Annotated in this window: 12 protein-coding genes; 5 read left to right on the forward strand and 7 right to left on the reverse strand. The window is 73.3% G+C overall.

Annotation, left to right across the window (positions count from 1 at the left end):
- The first annotated feature begins 2 nt into the window (after nucleotides 1-2).
- Nucleotides 3-1,175, forward strand: a complete 1,173-nt coding sequence (gene xylA, locus LC193_RS28425; RefSeq protein WP_086156998.1) for a xylose isomerase — start codon at nucleotides 3-5, stop codon at nucleotides 1,173-1,175.
- Between the two features lie 31 nt (nucleotides 1,176-1,206).
- On the opposite strand, the gene LC193_RS28430 is transcribed toward xylA, so the two are convergent.
- From LC193_RS28430 to LC193_RS28445, 4 genes are all read right to left on the reverse strand, one after another.
- Nucleotides 1,207-2,241, reverse strand: a complete 1,035-nt coding sequence (locus tag LC193_RS28430; RefSeq protein WP_226078244.1) for a LacI family DNA-binding transcriptional regulator — start codon at nucleotides 2,239-2,241, stop codon at nucleotides 1,207-1,209.
- 289 nt (nucleotides 2,242-2,530) lie between these two features.
- The gene (locus tag LC193_RS28435) at nucleotides 2,531-3,355 is read right to left on the reverse strand and encodes an alpha/beta fold hydrolase (RefSeq protein ID WP_226078245.1); all 825 of its coding nucleotides are present in this window, start codon (nucleotides 3,353-3,355) and stop codon (nucleotides 2,531-2,533) included.
- Nucleotides 3,356-3,362: 7 nt separating this feature from the next.
- A complete protein-coding gene (locus LC193_RS28440) occupies nucleotides 3,363-3,653 on the reverse strand; it encodes an SGM_3592 family protein (RefSeq protein WP_226078246.1) in 291 nt (96 codons plus the stop codon).
- 136 nt (nucleotides 3,654-3,789) lie between these two features.
- Nucleotides 3,790-4,767, reverse strand: coding sequence for a TerC family protein (locus LC193_RS28445; protein WP_226078247.1), 978 nt, complete (start codon nucleotides 4,765-4,767; stop codon nucleotides 3,790-3,792).
- Nucleotides 4,768-5,117: 350 nt separating this feature from the next.
- Here LC193_RS28445 and LC193_RS28450 point away from each other — a divergent pair, with 350 nt between their 5' ends.
- Nucleotides 5,118-6,347 (forward strand): MFS transporter, encoded by a 1,230-nt coding sequence (locus LC193_RS28450; protein WP_226078248.1) that lies wholly within the window; start codon nucleotides 5,118-5,120, stop codon nucleotides 6,345-6,347.
- On the opposite strand, the gene LC193_RS28455 is transcribed toward LC193_RS28450, so the two are convergent.
- Entirely contained in the window at nucleotides 6,331-8,688 is a 2,358-nt protein-coding gene (locus tag LC193_RS28455) for a glycoside hydrolase family 95 protein (RefSeq protein ID WP_226078249.1), read from the reverse strand. The two genes, LC193_RS28450 and LC193_RS28455, sit on opposite strands and share 17 nt — an antisense overlap.
- Before the next feature lie 137 nt (nucleotides 8,689-8,825).
- Nucleotides 8,826-9,251, reverse strand: a complete 426-nt coding sequence (locus LC193_RS28460; protein ID WP_226078250.1) for an ATP-binding protein — start codon at nucleotides 9,249-9,251, stop codon at nucleotides 8,826-8,828.
- Nucleotides 9,252-9,418: 167 nt separating this feature from the next.
- Here LC193_RS28460 and LC193_RS28465 point away from each other — a divergent pair, with 167 nt between their 5' ends.
- The 3 genes from LC193_RS28465 (at nucleotide 9,419) to LC193_RS28475 (ending at nucleotide 11,421) form a co-directional block, all read left to right on the forward strand.
- Entirely contained in the window at nucleotides 9,419-10,285 is an 867-nt protein-coding gene (locus tag LC193_RS28465) for a helix-turn-helix domain-containing protein (RefSeq protein ID WP_226078252.1), read from the forward strand.
- 2 nt (nucleotides 10,286-10,287) lie between these two features.
- Nucleotides 10,288-10,524 (forward strand): DUF397 domain-containing protein, encoded by a 237-nt coding sequence (locus LC193_RS28470; protein ID WP_086156991.1) that lies wholly within the window; start codon nucleotides 10,288-10,290, stop codon nucleotides 10,522-10,524.
- Between the two features lie 93 nt (nucleotides 10,525-10,617).
- The gene (locus tag LC193_RS28475) at nucleotides 10,618-11,421 is read left to right on the forward strand and encodes an SAM-dependent methyltransferase (protein WP_226078914.1); all 804 of its coding nucleotides are present in this window, start codon (nucleotides 10,618-10,620) and stop codon (nucleotides 11,419-11,421) included.
- A gap of 43 nt (nucleotides 11,422-11,464) precedes the next feature.
- On the opposite strand, the gene LC193_RS28480 is transcribed toward LC193_RS28475, so the two are convergent.
- Nucleotides 11,465-14,419, reverse strand: a complete 2,955-nt coding sequence (locus tag LC193_RS28480) for a glycoside hydrolase family 2 TIM barrel-domain containing protein (protein ID WP_226078253.1) — start codon at nucleotides 14,417-14,419, stop codon at nucleotides 11,465-11,467.
- Nucleotides 14,420-14,530 lie beyond the last annotated feature (111 nt).

Raw genomic sequence — 14,530 nt, forward strand, 5'->3', positions numbered from 1 at the left:
CCATGTCATTCCAGCCCACACCCGCGGACAAGTTCAGCTTCGGTCTGTGGACCGTCGGCTGGCAGGGGCGTGACCCGTTCGGCGACGCCACCCGCCCTGCCCTCGACCCGGCCGAGTCCGTCACCCGGCTCGCCGAGCTCGGCGCCTACGGTGTGACCTTCCACGACGACGACCTGATCCCCTTCGGCGCGTCGCAGAGCGAGCGCGAGGGGCACATCAAGCGGTTCAGGCAGGCCCTGGACGCCACCGGGATGGCCGTGCCGATGGCCACGACCAACCTCTTCACGCACCCTGTCTTCAAGGACGGCGCCTTCACGGCCAACGACCGGGACGTGCGGCGTTACGCGCTGCGCAAGACGATGCGCAACATCGACCTCGCGGCCGAGCTGGGCGCCGAGACCTACGTCGCGTGGGGTGGCCGCGAGGGCGCGGAGTCCGGGGCGGCCAAGGACGTCAGGGCCGCGCTCGACCGGTTCAAGGAAGCGTTCGACCTGCTGGCCGAGTACGTCACCGAGCAGGGCTACAACCTGCGCTTCGCGCTGGAGCCCAAGCCGAACGAGCCGCGCGGCGACATCCTGCTGCCCACCGTCGGGCACGCCCTGGCGTTCATCGAGCGGCTGGAGCGGCCCGAGCTGTTCGGCGTCAACCCCGAGGTGGGGCACGAGCAGATGGCCGGGCTCAACTTCCCGCACGGCATCGCGCAGGCGCTGTGGGCGGGCAAGCTGTTCCACATCGACCTCAACGGGCAGAACGGCATCAAGTTCGACCAGGACCTGCGGTTCGGAGCGGGCGACCTGAGGTCCGCCTTCTGGCTGGTCGACCTGCTGGAGTCGGCCGGTTACCAGGGCCCGCGCCACTTCGACTTCAAGCCGCCGCGGACCGAGGACTTCGACGGGGTGTGGGCGTCGGCCGCGGGCTGCATGCGCACCTACCTGATCCTCAAGGAGCGCGCCGCCGCCTTCCGCGCCGACCCCGCCGTGCAGGAGGCGCTGCGCGCCTCCCGCGTCGACGAGCTGGCCAGGCCGACCCTGGAGCCCGGCGAGACCCCGGCCGCGCTGCTCGCCGACAGCTCCGCGTTCGAGGACTTCGACCCGGAGGCCGCCGGCCGCCGCGCCATGGCCTTCGAGGCCCTGGACCAGCTGGCGACCGACCACCTGCTGGCCGCCCGCGGCTGACGCGGGACGGCCCGGCGCCGGCGCCCCCGGTTCAGGCGGCCGGGGGCGCCGTGCTGCCGCGCACCACCAGGCGGGTCGACAGTTCCGTGCGCGTGCCCTCGGGCCGGTGGCCGTCCAGCAGGCGCAGCAGGATGCGCAGCGCCGCGGCGGCCATCTCCGACAGCGGCTGCCTGACCGTGGTCAGCGCCGGCGTCGCCCACTCGGCCTGCGGCAGGTCGTCGAAGCCGACGATGCTCACGTCGCGCGGCACGCGCAGACCGCGTTCGCGCACCGCCAGGCCCGCGCCCAGCGCCATCTGGTCGGAGCACACGAACACGGCGGTCGGCGGCTGCGGCAGGGCGAGCAGTTCCCGCATCTGCCGCCGGCCGCCGGTCTCCTCGAACGATCCGTAGCGCACGTACCCGGGCGGCACGGCGAGGCCCGCGGCCGACATGGCCGAGCGGTACCCCGCCACCCGCCCCGCGCTGCACGCCTTGCGGCGGTGCCCGCCGATCACCGCGATCCGCTCGTGGCCCAGGCCGATCAGGTGCTCGGTGGCGCTCACCCCGCCCTGCCAGTTGGTCGCGCCGACGGACGGCACCCCGGCCGGCGGCTCCACGACCGGGTCGATCATCACGAACGGGATCCGGTGGTGCGCCAGCCAGGCGTGCTGGGCGGCGTCCAGCTCCGTCACGTTGAAGAGCACGCCGGCCGAACCCCGTGTGGAGAGCCGGTCGAGCCACCCGCGCGGTGGCTGCCCGCCGCGCGCGGCGGTGGCGGCGGCGGAGATCACGACGCCGAGGCCGGCCTCGTGCGCGGCCTCGTCCACGCCCAGCAGCACGGCGCCCGACCAGGGACTCGCCAGATCGTGCACCACGAGGTCGATCAGGGCCGGCGGCTGACGTGCCGCGGGCTGCGGACGGGGCACGTAGCCGAGCCGTTCCAGCACCTCCGTGACCCGGCGGCGCGTCTCGGGAGCCACGTCCTCGCGCCCGTTGGCGACCTTCGACGCGGTCGGTACCGAGACCCCGGCCGCCCTGGCCACCATCGCCAGCGTCGGCCGCCCCGACCCAGCGGAACGGACCATCCGAAATCCCCTTCCGCCCGACGACGGACCGAAAAGTTTCGGTCGTCCGGCGACGGTCCGTCGGCACGGTGAACGAGTGGCAGGCCGCATACGTTAACGCCGCTCCGAATCGCTGTGAAGCCCCGGGGAGCGGGCACGACGACGCTTGGAGCCGTTCCGCGGCCCGCGTCCCGGCCGCCAGGGGGGAGAGGGCAGGGCGGGCGGGGCGAGGGCGTTTCCCGGGGCCCGCCCGGCGGTGCCTTTCGCCGTCTTTCGCGCCGCCCGCGCGGGGCGGAACCCCCGCCGGCCGTCACGGGAGGGCGGCGGACCACTCCCGCAGCAGGGCGGCCAGCTCGGCCGGCCGTTCCTCGTGGAGGTAGTGGCCGCGGCCCTCCCACAGCAGGACCCGGGTGCGGTCGCCCGCCACCGCGCGCTCCCAGGCCGCGGCGGACGGCGAGGTGTGCACGGCGAGAGCCGGGCAGCGGCGGCGGCGCAGGTACTTCTCCGCGGCCGGCCGCAGCCCGAACGAACCGGCCGCCAGGTACATCCCCTCGCGCAAGCGGGCCAGCACCTCGGGATCCATCGCGGCGACCAGCCGCTCGTGCCGTTCCCGTACCGCGCGCGGCGCGGTGGCACCGCAGGCCCGGCGGACGAACCGCACCGCCCAGTCCGCGCCCTCGCGCCGCAGGGCCGCCAGCTCGGCGGGCAGCCGGGCGGCGGCCTCGGGACCGCCGCCGTACCCCGTCGCCAGCGTGACCACGGACCGCACCAGCGATGGGTGCTCGACGGCCAGCGCGGTCGCCACCTGGCCGCCCATGGAGTGGCCCACCGCGATCACGGGCCCGGTGGCGAGCGTCGCCAGCCAGTCGGCCAGGCCGGCCGCGATGTGCCGCGGAGTGCACGGGCCGGGGGCGAGCGGGGTGCGGCCGTGCCCCGGCAGGTCGGGGGCCAGCACGCGGTGGTGGGGGGCGAGCAGCGGCAGATGCGGCGCCCACTCGGCGCCGTCACCGCCCCAGCCGTGCAGCAGGAGCAACGGGGGCCCGCCGGCTTCGGCGGGCCGGCCCGTGTCGAGGGCGGCCGGCGCACGTGTCGCGGCGGGCCCCCGTGCGATCGGGCCGTCGGGTTCCTCGGCCACCTCGCGCCTACTCGCCGTCGCCTTCCTTCTTCCTGCGGCGGAACCAGCGCCGCTTGCGCTGCCGGGCGGGCCGCTCGCGGCGCCGTCCCGAACCCGAACCGTGTATCCAGCCGGCGGGAGGTTCGTCGGAACGCCACGGCTGCGGGGCGGGCCCGCCGTCCTTCCAGCGCTCGCGCAGCATGCGCGTCCTGGCGGTCGGCTCGCGCACCTCCGCGCCCCGGACGAAGCTCTCGTCCAGCACCACGTTGTCCCACTCGTCGGGCTGCGGGTCGTCCTGACCCCTCGGCTCCGTGCCCATCAGCTTGCCTCCCGTCCTGGCCCGGACGCGCGGGTCCCCGCGAGAACAACGTCTCGCGGGGACCCGGGGTTCCTGGAAGGGCACCGCGGCCCACCGGGCCGCGGCACCCGGGCGTCCTTCCGGACGCCGTGCGGTCCTACGAGCCGCTCTTGGTGGAGTCCGAGCTCTGCTGCTGCTCCTTGCGGGTCGCCATGAGGCTCGTGATCGTGGTCACGATCAGGACGCCGCAGATCACGCCGAGCGAGACGAAGGTGCTGATCTCGGGGACGTGCACCCCGGACTCGTGCAGCGCGTGCAGGATCAGCTTGACGCCGATGAAGCCGAGGATGATCGACAGGCCGTACGACAGGTGCACCAGCTTCTGGAGCAGGCCGCCGATGAGGAAGTACAGCTGCCGCAGGCCCATCAGCGCGAACGCGTTGGCCGTGAAGACGATGTAGGGGTCCTCGGTGAGGCCGTAGATGGCCGGGATGGAGTCGAGCGCGAAGAGGATGTCCGTGCTGCCGATCGCCAGCATGACGATGAGCATCGGCGTGATCAGGCGCTTGCCGTTCTCGTAGATCCACAGCTTGGTGCCGTGGTACTCGTCGGTGGAGGGGAAGCGCCGCTCGACCAGCTTCAGGAAGCGGTTCTCCTCGTACTCCTCTTCCTCCTCGTCGCTGCGCGCGTCCTTGATCAGCTTCCACGCGGTCCAGATCAGGAAGGCGCCGAAGAAGTAGAAGACCCAGGAGAAGCTCGCGATGAGCGCGGCGCCGGCCGCGATGAAGATGCCGCGCAGCACGAGCGCGATCAGGACGCCGACCAGCAGCACGCGCGCCTGGTACTGGGCGGGCACGGCGAACTTGGTCATGATCAGCACGAAGACGAAGAGATTGTCGACGCTCAGCGACTTCTCGGTCACGTATCCGGCGAAGAACTCACCGGCGGGGGTGCCGCCTTCGGCGACGAGCAGCCACAGGCCGAACAGGACCGCGAGCACGATCCAGATGATGGTCCAGGTCCCGGCCTCGCGGAGCGTCACCTCGTGTGGTTTGCGCCCGAAGAAGAAGTCGACGGCGATGAGTGCGCACAGCACCAACACCGTGACCACCCACATGGTCAACGAGACGTCCACTGTTCCTCCGGGTCTTCCGTATGTGTTCGATCAAACGTACTTGGCGACGTGCGTGGCGGCACACGGCCGAGGGCCACTGGGGTACCCGGCCGTGCTTGTTTCCACCACGCTCATCCCTGTTTTCCCGCAGCCCGGGCCGGCCCGTCGCGTGAGGCATGAGGGTCCGTTCCTTCCCGGTGGCCGGGCATGCCGCGGCCCCGGGGGCCGGGGCAATCGGCTGCAAGCTTAATGGAACAGTAAAGTCACGCGTGTTCGAAGCAGATAAAGATCCTGTGCCGGTCCGTGCGCTCCCGGCGGCGGCCGGTCGGCGGTCCGGGGGCCGGCCGGCACGTCTGGCATGATCTGGCCACGTGACGCCAGCTGCCGCCGGGCTGCGGTTCTACCGGGACATCTTCCGCATACCGGGTGCCCGCCCCTTCGTCGGTGCCACGCTCGTCGGCCGTCTGCCCATGTCCGCGCTGTCGCTGAGCACCGTCTTCCTCATCACCCATGTCACGGACGGCTATGCGGCGGCCGGAGCCGTGGCGGCCGGCGGAGCACTGTGCTACGCCCTCGTGGTGCCGCAGATCGGCTACGCCGTGGACCGCTTCGGCCAGTCCCGCGTGCTGCGGCCGGTGGCGGCGGCGTTCGGGGTCGCGGGAGCACTGTTCGTACTCGCCGCCCGGTCCGGCGCGCCCGGCTGGCTCCTGTTCGCGGCCGGCGCCGCCTTCGGCGCCCTCATGCCACCGCTGAGCGCCCTGGTGCGGGCCCGCTGGAGCCACATGACCGCGGCCGACACCAGCGGCACCCTGCTCAGGTCCTCCTACTCCTTCGAGTCGGTCGCCGATGAACTGATCTTCGTGATCGGCCCGCTGCTCGTCTCCACCGTCGTCCTCGTCCACCCGTCGGCCGGGGTCGTGACCGTCACGGTCTGCGGCGTCGCCGGCTGCCTGCTGCTCGCCGCCCAGCGGCGCACCGAGCCGCCCGTGCTGCCCCGCGCGCCGGGCGGCGGCCGGGCGATGTCGTCGGCGGGACTGCGCCTGGTGTGCGGGGTGTACGTGTGCACCGCCGCCATGTTCGCCGGGTGGGAACTGAGCACCATGGCCTTCGTCGACACCTACGGGCAGCCGTGGATGGTCGGCGGTGTCCTGGCCACCTACGCGGTGGGCAGCGCTGTCGGCGGCCTGTGGTACGGGGCGCGGCAGTGGCGGTCACCGCTCGACCGGCAGTTCCTGCTGGCGCTCGGCGCGGTCGTGGTCGGGGTCGGGCCGCTGTTCGCGATGCCGGGCGTGGCGGCGCTGTGGGCGTTCTCCCTCTTCTCCGGCGTCCTCGTCGCGCCCACCGTCATCGCCGGCTACAGCCTGGTGCGGCAGGGGCTGCCGGCCGCCGGCCTCACCGAGGGCATGGCCTGGCTGTCGACCGCCGTGGGTGTCGGCCGCGCCCTCGGTGTGCTGACCGTGGGCGTGGTGGCCGACGCCCACGGCGCCCGCTGGGCCTACGCGGTCACCCTCGCCTGCGGCTGCGCGGGGCTGCTGGTGGCGCTGGCCGGCGCGCGGCAGTTGCGCGCACTGGCCGCGGCCCGCTTCACCGACGCGGCCTGAGCACGTACGTCGAGCCCTCCCGGGTCGCGAACTCCGCCACGCCGGGCGCCGGGCGCCGCACGTCGACCGCCCGTTCACCGGCCTCGGTGATCTCGGGTATCTCGGTGACGTCGAGGTCGACGGCGGTACGCACGCGCGCCGTCCGGCCGAGCCGCGACAGCACCCGGGCCCGGGTCAGCGCGCCGCCCGACCAGTCGAGGGCCACCTCGAAGCCGCCGCGGGCCAGCAGGCCGCGCACCCTGCCCTCGGGCAGGGCGCCGGGCAGGGCGGGCAGCAGGCGCAGCTCGTCCGTGTGGCTCTGCACCAGCCACTCGGTGATGCCGGCGGTGGCCGCGAAGTTGCCGTCGATCTGGAACGGCGGGTGCAGGTCGAACAGGTTGGGCGCCGTCCGCTCCGGTGTCAGCTGGTCGGAGAGGAGTTTGAACGAACGGTCGCCGTCGCCGAGCCGCGCCCAGAAGTTGATCTTCCAGCCGAGCGACCAGCCGGTGCCCGCGTCGCCGCGCTGCTCCAGGGTCACCCGCGCCGCGTCGAACAGCGCGGGGGTCTCCTCGGTGATCTGATTGCTCGGGTGCAGTCCGTACAGGTGCGAGACGTGCCGGTGGTGCTGCTCGGGAGCCTGGGCGTCCCAGTCCTCCTGCCACTCCTGGAGCTGCCCCTGCGCCCCCACCCGCATGGGCGGCAGCCTGCGGGCCGCCGCCCTGGCCTCCGCGCGCAGGTCCTCGTCCACGTCGAGCAGCCGCCCCGCCGCGTCCACGGCCGCGAACAGGTCGCGCAGGATCTGGCCGTCCATCGTCGGCCCCGCGCACAGCGAGCCGCCGTCCCCGGGGTGGTGCGCGTTCTCCGGTGACACCGAGGGGCACGTCACCAGGTGCCCGGACGTGGGATCGGTCACCAGCGTGTCGAGGAAGAACCGGGCGGCGTCGGCCAGCACCGGGTAGTGCTCCCGCAGGGCCGCGACGTCACCGGTGAACCGGTAGTGCTCCCACAGGGACATCGCGAGCCACGCGCCGCCGGTGGGCCACATGCCCCAGAACGCGCCGTCCACCGGGGCGGTTCCGCGCCACGCGTCCACGTTGTGGTGGGCGACCCAGCCGCGTGCGCCGTAACTGTCCTTCGCCGTGCGGGCGCCCGCGACGCGCAGGTCCGCGAGCAGGGCGAACAGCGGCTGCCAGCACTCCAGGAGGTTGGCGGGCCCCGCCGGCCAGTAGTTCATCTCGGTGTTGATGTTGATGGTGTACTTGCAGCCCCACGGCGGGTCGGTCATGTCGTTCCACAGCCCCTGGAGGTTCGCGGGCTGGGTGCCGGGGCGGGACGAGGCGATCAGCAGGTACCGGCCGAACTGGAAGCAGAGCGCGGCGAGTTGCGGGTCGCCTCCGTCGGCGAAAGCCCGTACGCGCTCGTCCGTGGGGCGCGCGGCTGCCTCGGTCGCCGGCAGTTGGAGGTCCGCGCGCCCGAACAGCGCGCCGTGGTCGGCCACATGCCGCTCCCGCAGGCGCGGGTAGGGGCGGGCCGCGGCTCCGTCGAGGTCCGCCGTCGCGCGCCGCCGCGGGTCGCCGCTCAGGTCCTGCCAGTCGACGTGGTTCGTACCCGCGGTGACCAGCAGGGTCACCGCGTCGGCGCCGCGCACGCGCAGCCGTCCGCCGGCCGAGTCGACCGTGCCGCCCTCGGCCACCGCGCGGGCCAGTGCCGTGAAGCGGACGCGGCCGGCCACCCCGCCGTAGTCCTCGCCGCGGCCGGTCAGTTCGATCGTCGTGGCGTCGGGGGAGGAGGAGCCGGTGGCCAGCGGGCTGTCGAAGGACGCGGTGAACGACACCGCGCCGGGCGCGTCGGCGGTCAGCCGCACGGCGACGACCTGGTCCGGCGCGCTGGCCAGCACTTCGCGCCGGTACCGTACGCCGGCTCGCGTGTACTCCACCGTGTGCACGGCCGTGGCCAGGTCGAGTTCGCGCCGGTAGTCGGTGACCTGCCCGTCCCGGTCGGCCGCCTCCTCCCGTTCCCCCGGTTCCGCTGCCCGGGTGAAGGCCAGCCGCAGGCTGCCGACCGTCTGGTACGGCGGCTGCTTGACGGGCACGCCCATGAACGCGTCGTCGACGAGCCGCTGCGCGGCGTCCCACTCGCCGGCGAACACCAGGCGTCTGATCTCGGGCAGCGCCCCGAGCGCGGCGGGGTTGTCGAAGGTGTGCGGGCCGCCGGCCCATATCGTGTCCTCGTTGAGTTGCAGCTCCTCCGTCGCCGTGCCGCCGTGCACCATGGCGCCGAGCCTGCCGTTGCCGACGGGCAGGGCCTCCAGCCAGGTGCGTGCGGGCCGTGGGTACCACAGGCGGTGCGGGGTCGTATCCATGGCGTGCGGGCCTTTCGACGCGGAGCGGGCGACGGACCGGCCGGGCCGCGTGTCCGGTCTGTGAACGCCTCCCGGCCGCAAGGGGATTCTGCCACCCGCCCCGTGGCGGCGAGCCGGGCGGCGGGCGGGACCGGGGCTCAGCGCCCGGCGCGGCCGAGCGGCAGGTCGGCCCAGACGACGTGGCCCTCGCCCGCGAGCCCGCGGCGCACGCCCCACATCCGGGCCAGGGCGCACACCAGCAGCAGGCCCCGCCCGCCCTCGTCGTCCCGGTCCGCCTGCCGCACCCGCCGCTCCGGCCCCTGGCCCGCGCCGGCGACGGCGACGCGCAGCAGGGGGCCGCCGGCGCGCAACTCGCAGCCGATGGTGGCGCTCTCGGTGTGCCGCAGCGCGTTCGTGACCAGCTCGGAGATCACCAGGGCGGCGTTCTCGCACGTCTCCTGCGTCGCCGCCCAGGCCATGAGCTGCCCCCGGGTCCGTCTGCGGGCCTCCGCGGGTGAGGTGTCCGCCGCGGGCAGCAGGAACCGCAGTCGCTGGTCCGGGTGAACCGTGCTCCCGGCGCGCATGAGTGGCTGAGGGACCGAGGAGAAGAACACCGTTCTACTGTGCGGTCTGTCCCTCTCATCCGGCAAGAGGCATCCTGCAAATTACAAAATCGTTGGTGTCAGTCTGTCGGTGCCGCTGACGGTCTGGCAGACTTCTTCCCGATGGCGGCAGTTGGAGGGTGGTGCCCGTGGCCGGCGGACAGGTCAGCGGAGCGGCGACCGTGCTGCGGCTCGTGCTGGGCAAACGGCTTCAGGACCTGCGCGAGGCGGCCGGGGTCTCGTTCGACGAGGCGGCCCGGGCGCTCGATGTGACCCACGCCACCATCCGCCGGATGGAGAAGGCGCAGGTGGGTCTCAAGATCCCCTACGTGGAGAAGCTGCTGCGCGTCTACGGGGTGACGGAGCAGGAGGACATCGACGCGTTCCTCCGCCTCGTCCGCGAGGCCAACCAGCCCGGCTGGTGGCACCGCTACCGCGACGTCCTGCCCGACTGGTTCACGGCGTTCATCAGCCTGGAGGCCGAGGCCGACCAGATCCGCGCCTACGAGCCGCACTACATGCCAGGGCTGCTCCAGACGGAGGCGTACGCCGAGACGGTGCTCCGCGCCGGTCTCCCGCACGCACCCGCCCGCGAGATCGAACGGCTGGTGGCGCTGCGCATGGACCGCCAGGAGCTGCTGGCAGGTCCCCGGCCGCCGCTGCTGTGGATCGTGCTGGACGAGACGGTGATGCGCCGGCCGATCGGGCGTCCTGAGGTCATGCGCGACCAGATCACCCGACTGATCGAGAGCACCGCGTCACCGCATGTCAGGCTCCAGATCATGCCCTTCTCCGCGGGGCCGCACCCGGCCATGTACGGCCCCTTCCACCTGTTCCGGTTTCCGCTGCCCGAGCTGTCCGACGTGGCGTGCGCGGAGAGCCTGGCCGGCGCCGTGTACTTCGACCAGCGCGACGACGTCTCGGCGTTCCGCGAGGCGCTGGACCGGATGTGCGCACAGGCCGCGCCGGTGCACCGCACCGAGGCCATCCTGAGTGGTATTCGCAAGGAGATCTGAGCATGGAGCGCATCTACAACGGCATGCCGGCCAAGCACTTGGGCACCGAGGGCTGGGCCAAGCCGTGGAGCGGCGGCAACGGCGGAAGCTGCGTCGAGGTGATGAGGCTCCGGGACGGACGAGTGGCCTTGAGGCAGTCGACCGATCCCGACGGGCCGGCGCTGATCTGCACCCATCACGAGATCCGGCGATTCATCCAAGGGGTGAAATCCGGGGAAGCGGACTTTCTGCTCGTGTGACCGCGGGGAGGAGCGGGCGCGGTGTCCACCCACGGGGGGGCGGACACCGCGCCCGCGTCGAACACACAGAGGACGGAGCACGCTGTGAACGAGATGGGCTTCTCGGCCGAACAGATCGACACCAGCCGCGCGCATCCCGCGCGTATGTACGACTATTTCCTCGGTGGGCAGGACAACTACGAGGTCGACCGGGAGGCGGCCGAGCGCATCATGCGGCTGCTGCCCGACATCGAGATGGCGGCGCGCGAGAACCGCGGCTTCCTGCGCCGGGCCACCAGGGCCGTGGCCCGGCGCGGCATCGGCCAGATCATCGATGTCGGGACCGGTATACCCACCTCGCCGAACACCCACGAGATCGCCCGCGCGGTCAACCCGGACGTCCGGGTGGCCTACGTCGACAACGACCCGATCGTCAGCACCTACGCGGGAGCCAAGCTCGTCAACGACGGCAACGCGGCGTTCGCCCTCGCGGACCTGCGCGACCCCAAGGCCGTGCTCGACAGCCCGGCCGTCGCCCGGCTCATCGACTTCGGGCAGCCGGTGGCACTGCTCCTCGTGGCGATCCTCCACTTCGTGGACGACGCGTCCGACCCGGCCGGCATCGTGCGCGCGCTGACCGAGCCGCTGGCGCCCGGCAGCGTGCTGGTCCTCAGCCACGGCACCATGGACTTCCACGACTCCGAGCGGATCGACCAGGTGCGCGAGGTGTACGCGGACTCCACGGCGAACCTGACGCCGCGCCCACTGAGCGAGATCGCCGCCTACTTCGACGGGTTCGACCTCATCGATCCCCCCGGGCTCGTCCAGCCGCCGTTCTGGCAGCCGGACGCCCCGGTGCCCGACGACCCGATGCTGCGCGGGCTGGGGTTCTACTGCGGAGTCGGCGTCAAGCGCTGACCGCGGGGGGCGTGTGCCGCTGGGCACGCGCCCCCCGCCTGGCTCAGCCCGCCGGGGACTCCGGCGCGACCTCCCGGAACGACAGGGAGAACTCGGCCGCCCCGGCGGCGAGGAGGTACTGCGGCAGCGGCCCGGGGCCGCAGGACTGGCTGCCGATCCCCTGCTGCCCGTGGTCGAGGTTGACCCACACCGCGTCGCCGGGAACCAGGTCCGTGGTGTGCGAGGCGGCGTCGAGCTGCTCGCTCGTCCAGCGCCGCGCGGTGAACCAGAACGGTGCCGAGCCCGCCCTCATCCGCAGTCCCGAGCCGTCCGCGGTGCGCAGTTCGGCCCAGCGGACATCGGCCCGCGCCCCGTTCTCCTGCGGTCGCACGTACGGCGTCTGAAGTGCGTCGACCGGCAGTTCCCAGCGGCCGAGCGCCGCGGCGGCGCGGGTGTCCGGGTACGCCTCGCCCGGTCCGCCACCGAACCAGGCGGCGCGCCCGAACGCCGCCGGCAGTCCCAGGCGCAGCCCGAGCCGGGGGAGCGGGCAGGGCCAGTCGCCCTCCGCCGTCACCGCCACGTTCAGCCACAGCTCGTCCCCGGTCGCGCTCCACCGGTACTCGGTGCGCAGTCCGGCGTCGGTCGCGGCCGGCGCGACGCGCGTGCGCACGGTGAGGGTGCCGTCCTCCAGGCTCACGCCGTCGAGACGGTGGCGCACGCGGTGCAGGCCGAGTTCGCGCCAGCGCATGCCGTACCTGGCCTCCTCGTGCCAGGAGGCGCCGAGGTCGTTGTCGGTGGGCGCGCGCCACACGTCCAGGCGCGGCGCCGACACGGGGACGAGGCCGCCGAGCCGCGTCAGGGCGCCGGTGGCGGCGTCGAACTCCGCCGGCCCGAGCGTGATCGTGCCGTCCGCGCGCCGGCCGGCGACGGCGAGCGCGGGCGCCGGGGCCGCGCGCCGCCGGTGACCCGAGGCGGCGATCTGCCCCCAGGCCACGACGTGGCCCGCGGCGGCCCACGCGGTGTCCCGGGCGAGCACCGCGCGCACGGTCCACACGGACTCGCCCTCCGCGCCGCCGCCCGCCGCGGGGGCCGGCGGCAGCGCGATGTCGGCCGACTCGCCGGGGGCCAGGGGCGGGACGTCGAGCAGGCCTCCGCCCAGGCGTTCGCCGTCGGTCTCGAAGACCCACTCGAAGGCCAGGTGGGACAGGTCGGCGAAATCGTGGCCGTTGCGCACGGTGAGCGTGCCGCGCCCGGCGTCGCCGGTGATGCGCACCGGTTCGATGACCTTCTTGTACTCAAGCAGCCCGGGCGAGGGCGTGCGGTCGGGGAACAGCAGGCCGTCGCACACGAAGTTGCCGTCGTGCACCTCTTCGCCGAAGTCGCCCCCGTAGGCGAAGTAGGTCCGCCCGTCGGGCGTCCGCTTCGGCAGCCCGTGGTCGATCCACTCCCAGACGAAGCCGCCCTGGAGTCGCTCGTAGGTCTCGAACAGCCGTTGGTACTCGGAGAGCCCGCCCGGTCCGTTGCCCATGGCGTGCGCGTACTCGCACAGCAGGAACGGGAGCGACCGCCTGCGGGCGTCGAGGTCCGGGTCGGCCAGCGGTTCCTCCTCGCGGCGCCCGATCAGCTCGACCTCGGCGTGCGAGGCGTACATCCGCGAGTAGAAGTCGCTGTCCGGGTACGTGCTGTCGTTCTCGTAGTGCAGCGGGCGGGAGGGGTCGCGGTCCCGGATCCAGCGGGCCATGGCGCCGAGCCCCGCGCCGCCCCCGCTCTCGTTGCCCAGCGACCAGATCACGACGGAGGGGTGGTTCTTGTCCCGCTCGACCATGCGCCGGGCGCGGTCGACGAGGGCGGGGGTGAACCGCTCGTCGGTGACGGGATTGCCGCGCCACTCCGGGAAGAAGCTGAAGCCGTGGGTCTCCAGGTCGCATTCGTCGATGACCCACAGGCCCAGTTCGTCGCACAGGTCGAGGAACGCGGGATGCGGCGGGTAGTGGCTGGTGCGGACGGCGTTGATGTTGTGCCGCTTCATCAGCAGGATGTCCTGCCGCATGGTCTCGACGTCCACCGCGCGCCCGGCCTCGGGGTGGAACTCGTGCCGGTTCACGCCGCGGAAGAGGACGCGCCGGCCGTTGGCCCGGAACACCCCGTCCCGCACGACCACCGTGCGGAAGCCGATGCGCAGCGGAATCCGCTCGCCCGCGGTGGCGAGCACGCCGTCGTACAGGCGCGGGGTCTCGGCCGTCCACGGCTCGACGGGAACGGATGCCTCCTCGCCGGTTTCGAGGTCGAGGCCGAGCTCGGGCACGGTCACCCGCCCCTGCGGCGCGCTGTCCACGCGCAGGGTGCCGCGGCCGGTGGTGTGGTCGTAGCCGGCGTGGACGAAGAAGTCGGCCGGCGCGTGCTCGGGCCTGTGGTGCAGGCCGACCTCGCGGAAGATGCCCGGCAGCCACCACATGTCCTGGTCCTCCAGGTAGGACCCGGCCGACCACTGGTGGACGCGGACGGCGAGCACGTTGCCCGCCGGCCGCAGCAGGTGGCCGACCGCGAACTCGTGGGGCAGCCTGCTGCCCGTGAACGTGCCGAGTTCCCGCCCGTTGAGCCACACCCGCGCGCAGGACTCCACACCCTCGAAGCGCAGCACGGTCTCGCCGTCCGCGGGCCAGTCGGGAGGCAGGTCGAAGACCCGCCTGTGGTCGCCGGTCGGGTTCTCGGTGGGGACCCGGGGCGGGTCGACGGGGAAGGGGTACTGCACGTTCGTGTAGGCCGGAGCGCCGTGGCCCTGGAGGACCCAGTGGCCCGGGACCGCCACCTCCGACCAGCCGGCGAGGTCGGCGTCGTCCGCGACGAAGCCGGTACCCGTTCCCTCCGCGGTGTCCGCGAGCCGGAACTGCCACGTGCCGTCGAGGGAGAGCCGCACCGCGTCGGAGGCGGCGTACCAGGCGCGGGCGGGGAGCGTTCCGCTGCCGGGGGAGTGGTCCTCGTAATAGGGGAGCCGGGCGTCCTCGGACCGGGTGTCCATGGGTCTCCTCTGACGTGCGGGTGCGGCCGGGCGCCGGGCCGCCGGCGAAGCCGGGGCAGCCGGCAGGTGTTGATATCTGTGCTTCGCTGTTCGATCACGCTAGAACGTGTG

This window comes from Streptomyces marincola (assembly GCF_020410765.1).
Taxonomy (GTDB): Bacteria; Actinomycetota; Actinomycetes; order Streptomycetales; family Streptomycetaceae; genus Streptomyces; species Streptomyces marincola.

Excerpts from the sequence above, each read along its gene's own strand:
- xylA (WP_086156998.1), top strand. The coding sequence starts at position 3 with ATGTCATTCCAGCCCACACCCGCGGACAAGTTCAGCTTCGGTCTGTGG.
- LC193_RS28430 (WP_226078244.1), bottom strand. The coding sequence starts at position 2,241 with ATGGTCCGTTCCGCTGGGTCGGGGCGGCCGACGCTGGCGATGGTGGCC.
- LC193_RS28440 (WP_226078246.1), bottom strand. The coding sequence starts at position 3,653 with ATGGGCACGGAGCCGAGGGGTCAGGACGACCCGCAGCCCGACGAGTGG.
- LC193_RS28455 (WP_226078249.1), bottom strand. The coding sequence starts at position 8,688 with ATGGATACGACCCCGCACCGCCTGTGGTACCCACGGCCCGCACGCACC.
- LC193_RS28460 (WP_226078250.1), bottom strand. The coding sequence starts at position 9,251 with ATGCGCGCCGGGAGCACGGTTCACCCGGACCAGCGACTGCGGTTCCTG.
- LC193_RS28470 (WP_086156991.1), top strand. The coding sequence starts at position 10,288 with ATGGAGCGCATCTACAACGGCATGCCGGCCAAGCACTTGGGCACCGAG.
- LC193_RS28475 (WP_226078914.1), top strand. The coding sequence starts at position 10,618 with ATGGGCTTCTCGGCCGAACAGATCGACACCAGCCGCGCGCATCCCGCG.
- LC193_RS28480 (WP_226078253.1), bottom strand. The coding sequence starts at position 14,419 with ATGGACACCCGGTCCGAGGACGCCCGGCTCCCCTATTACGAGGACCAC.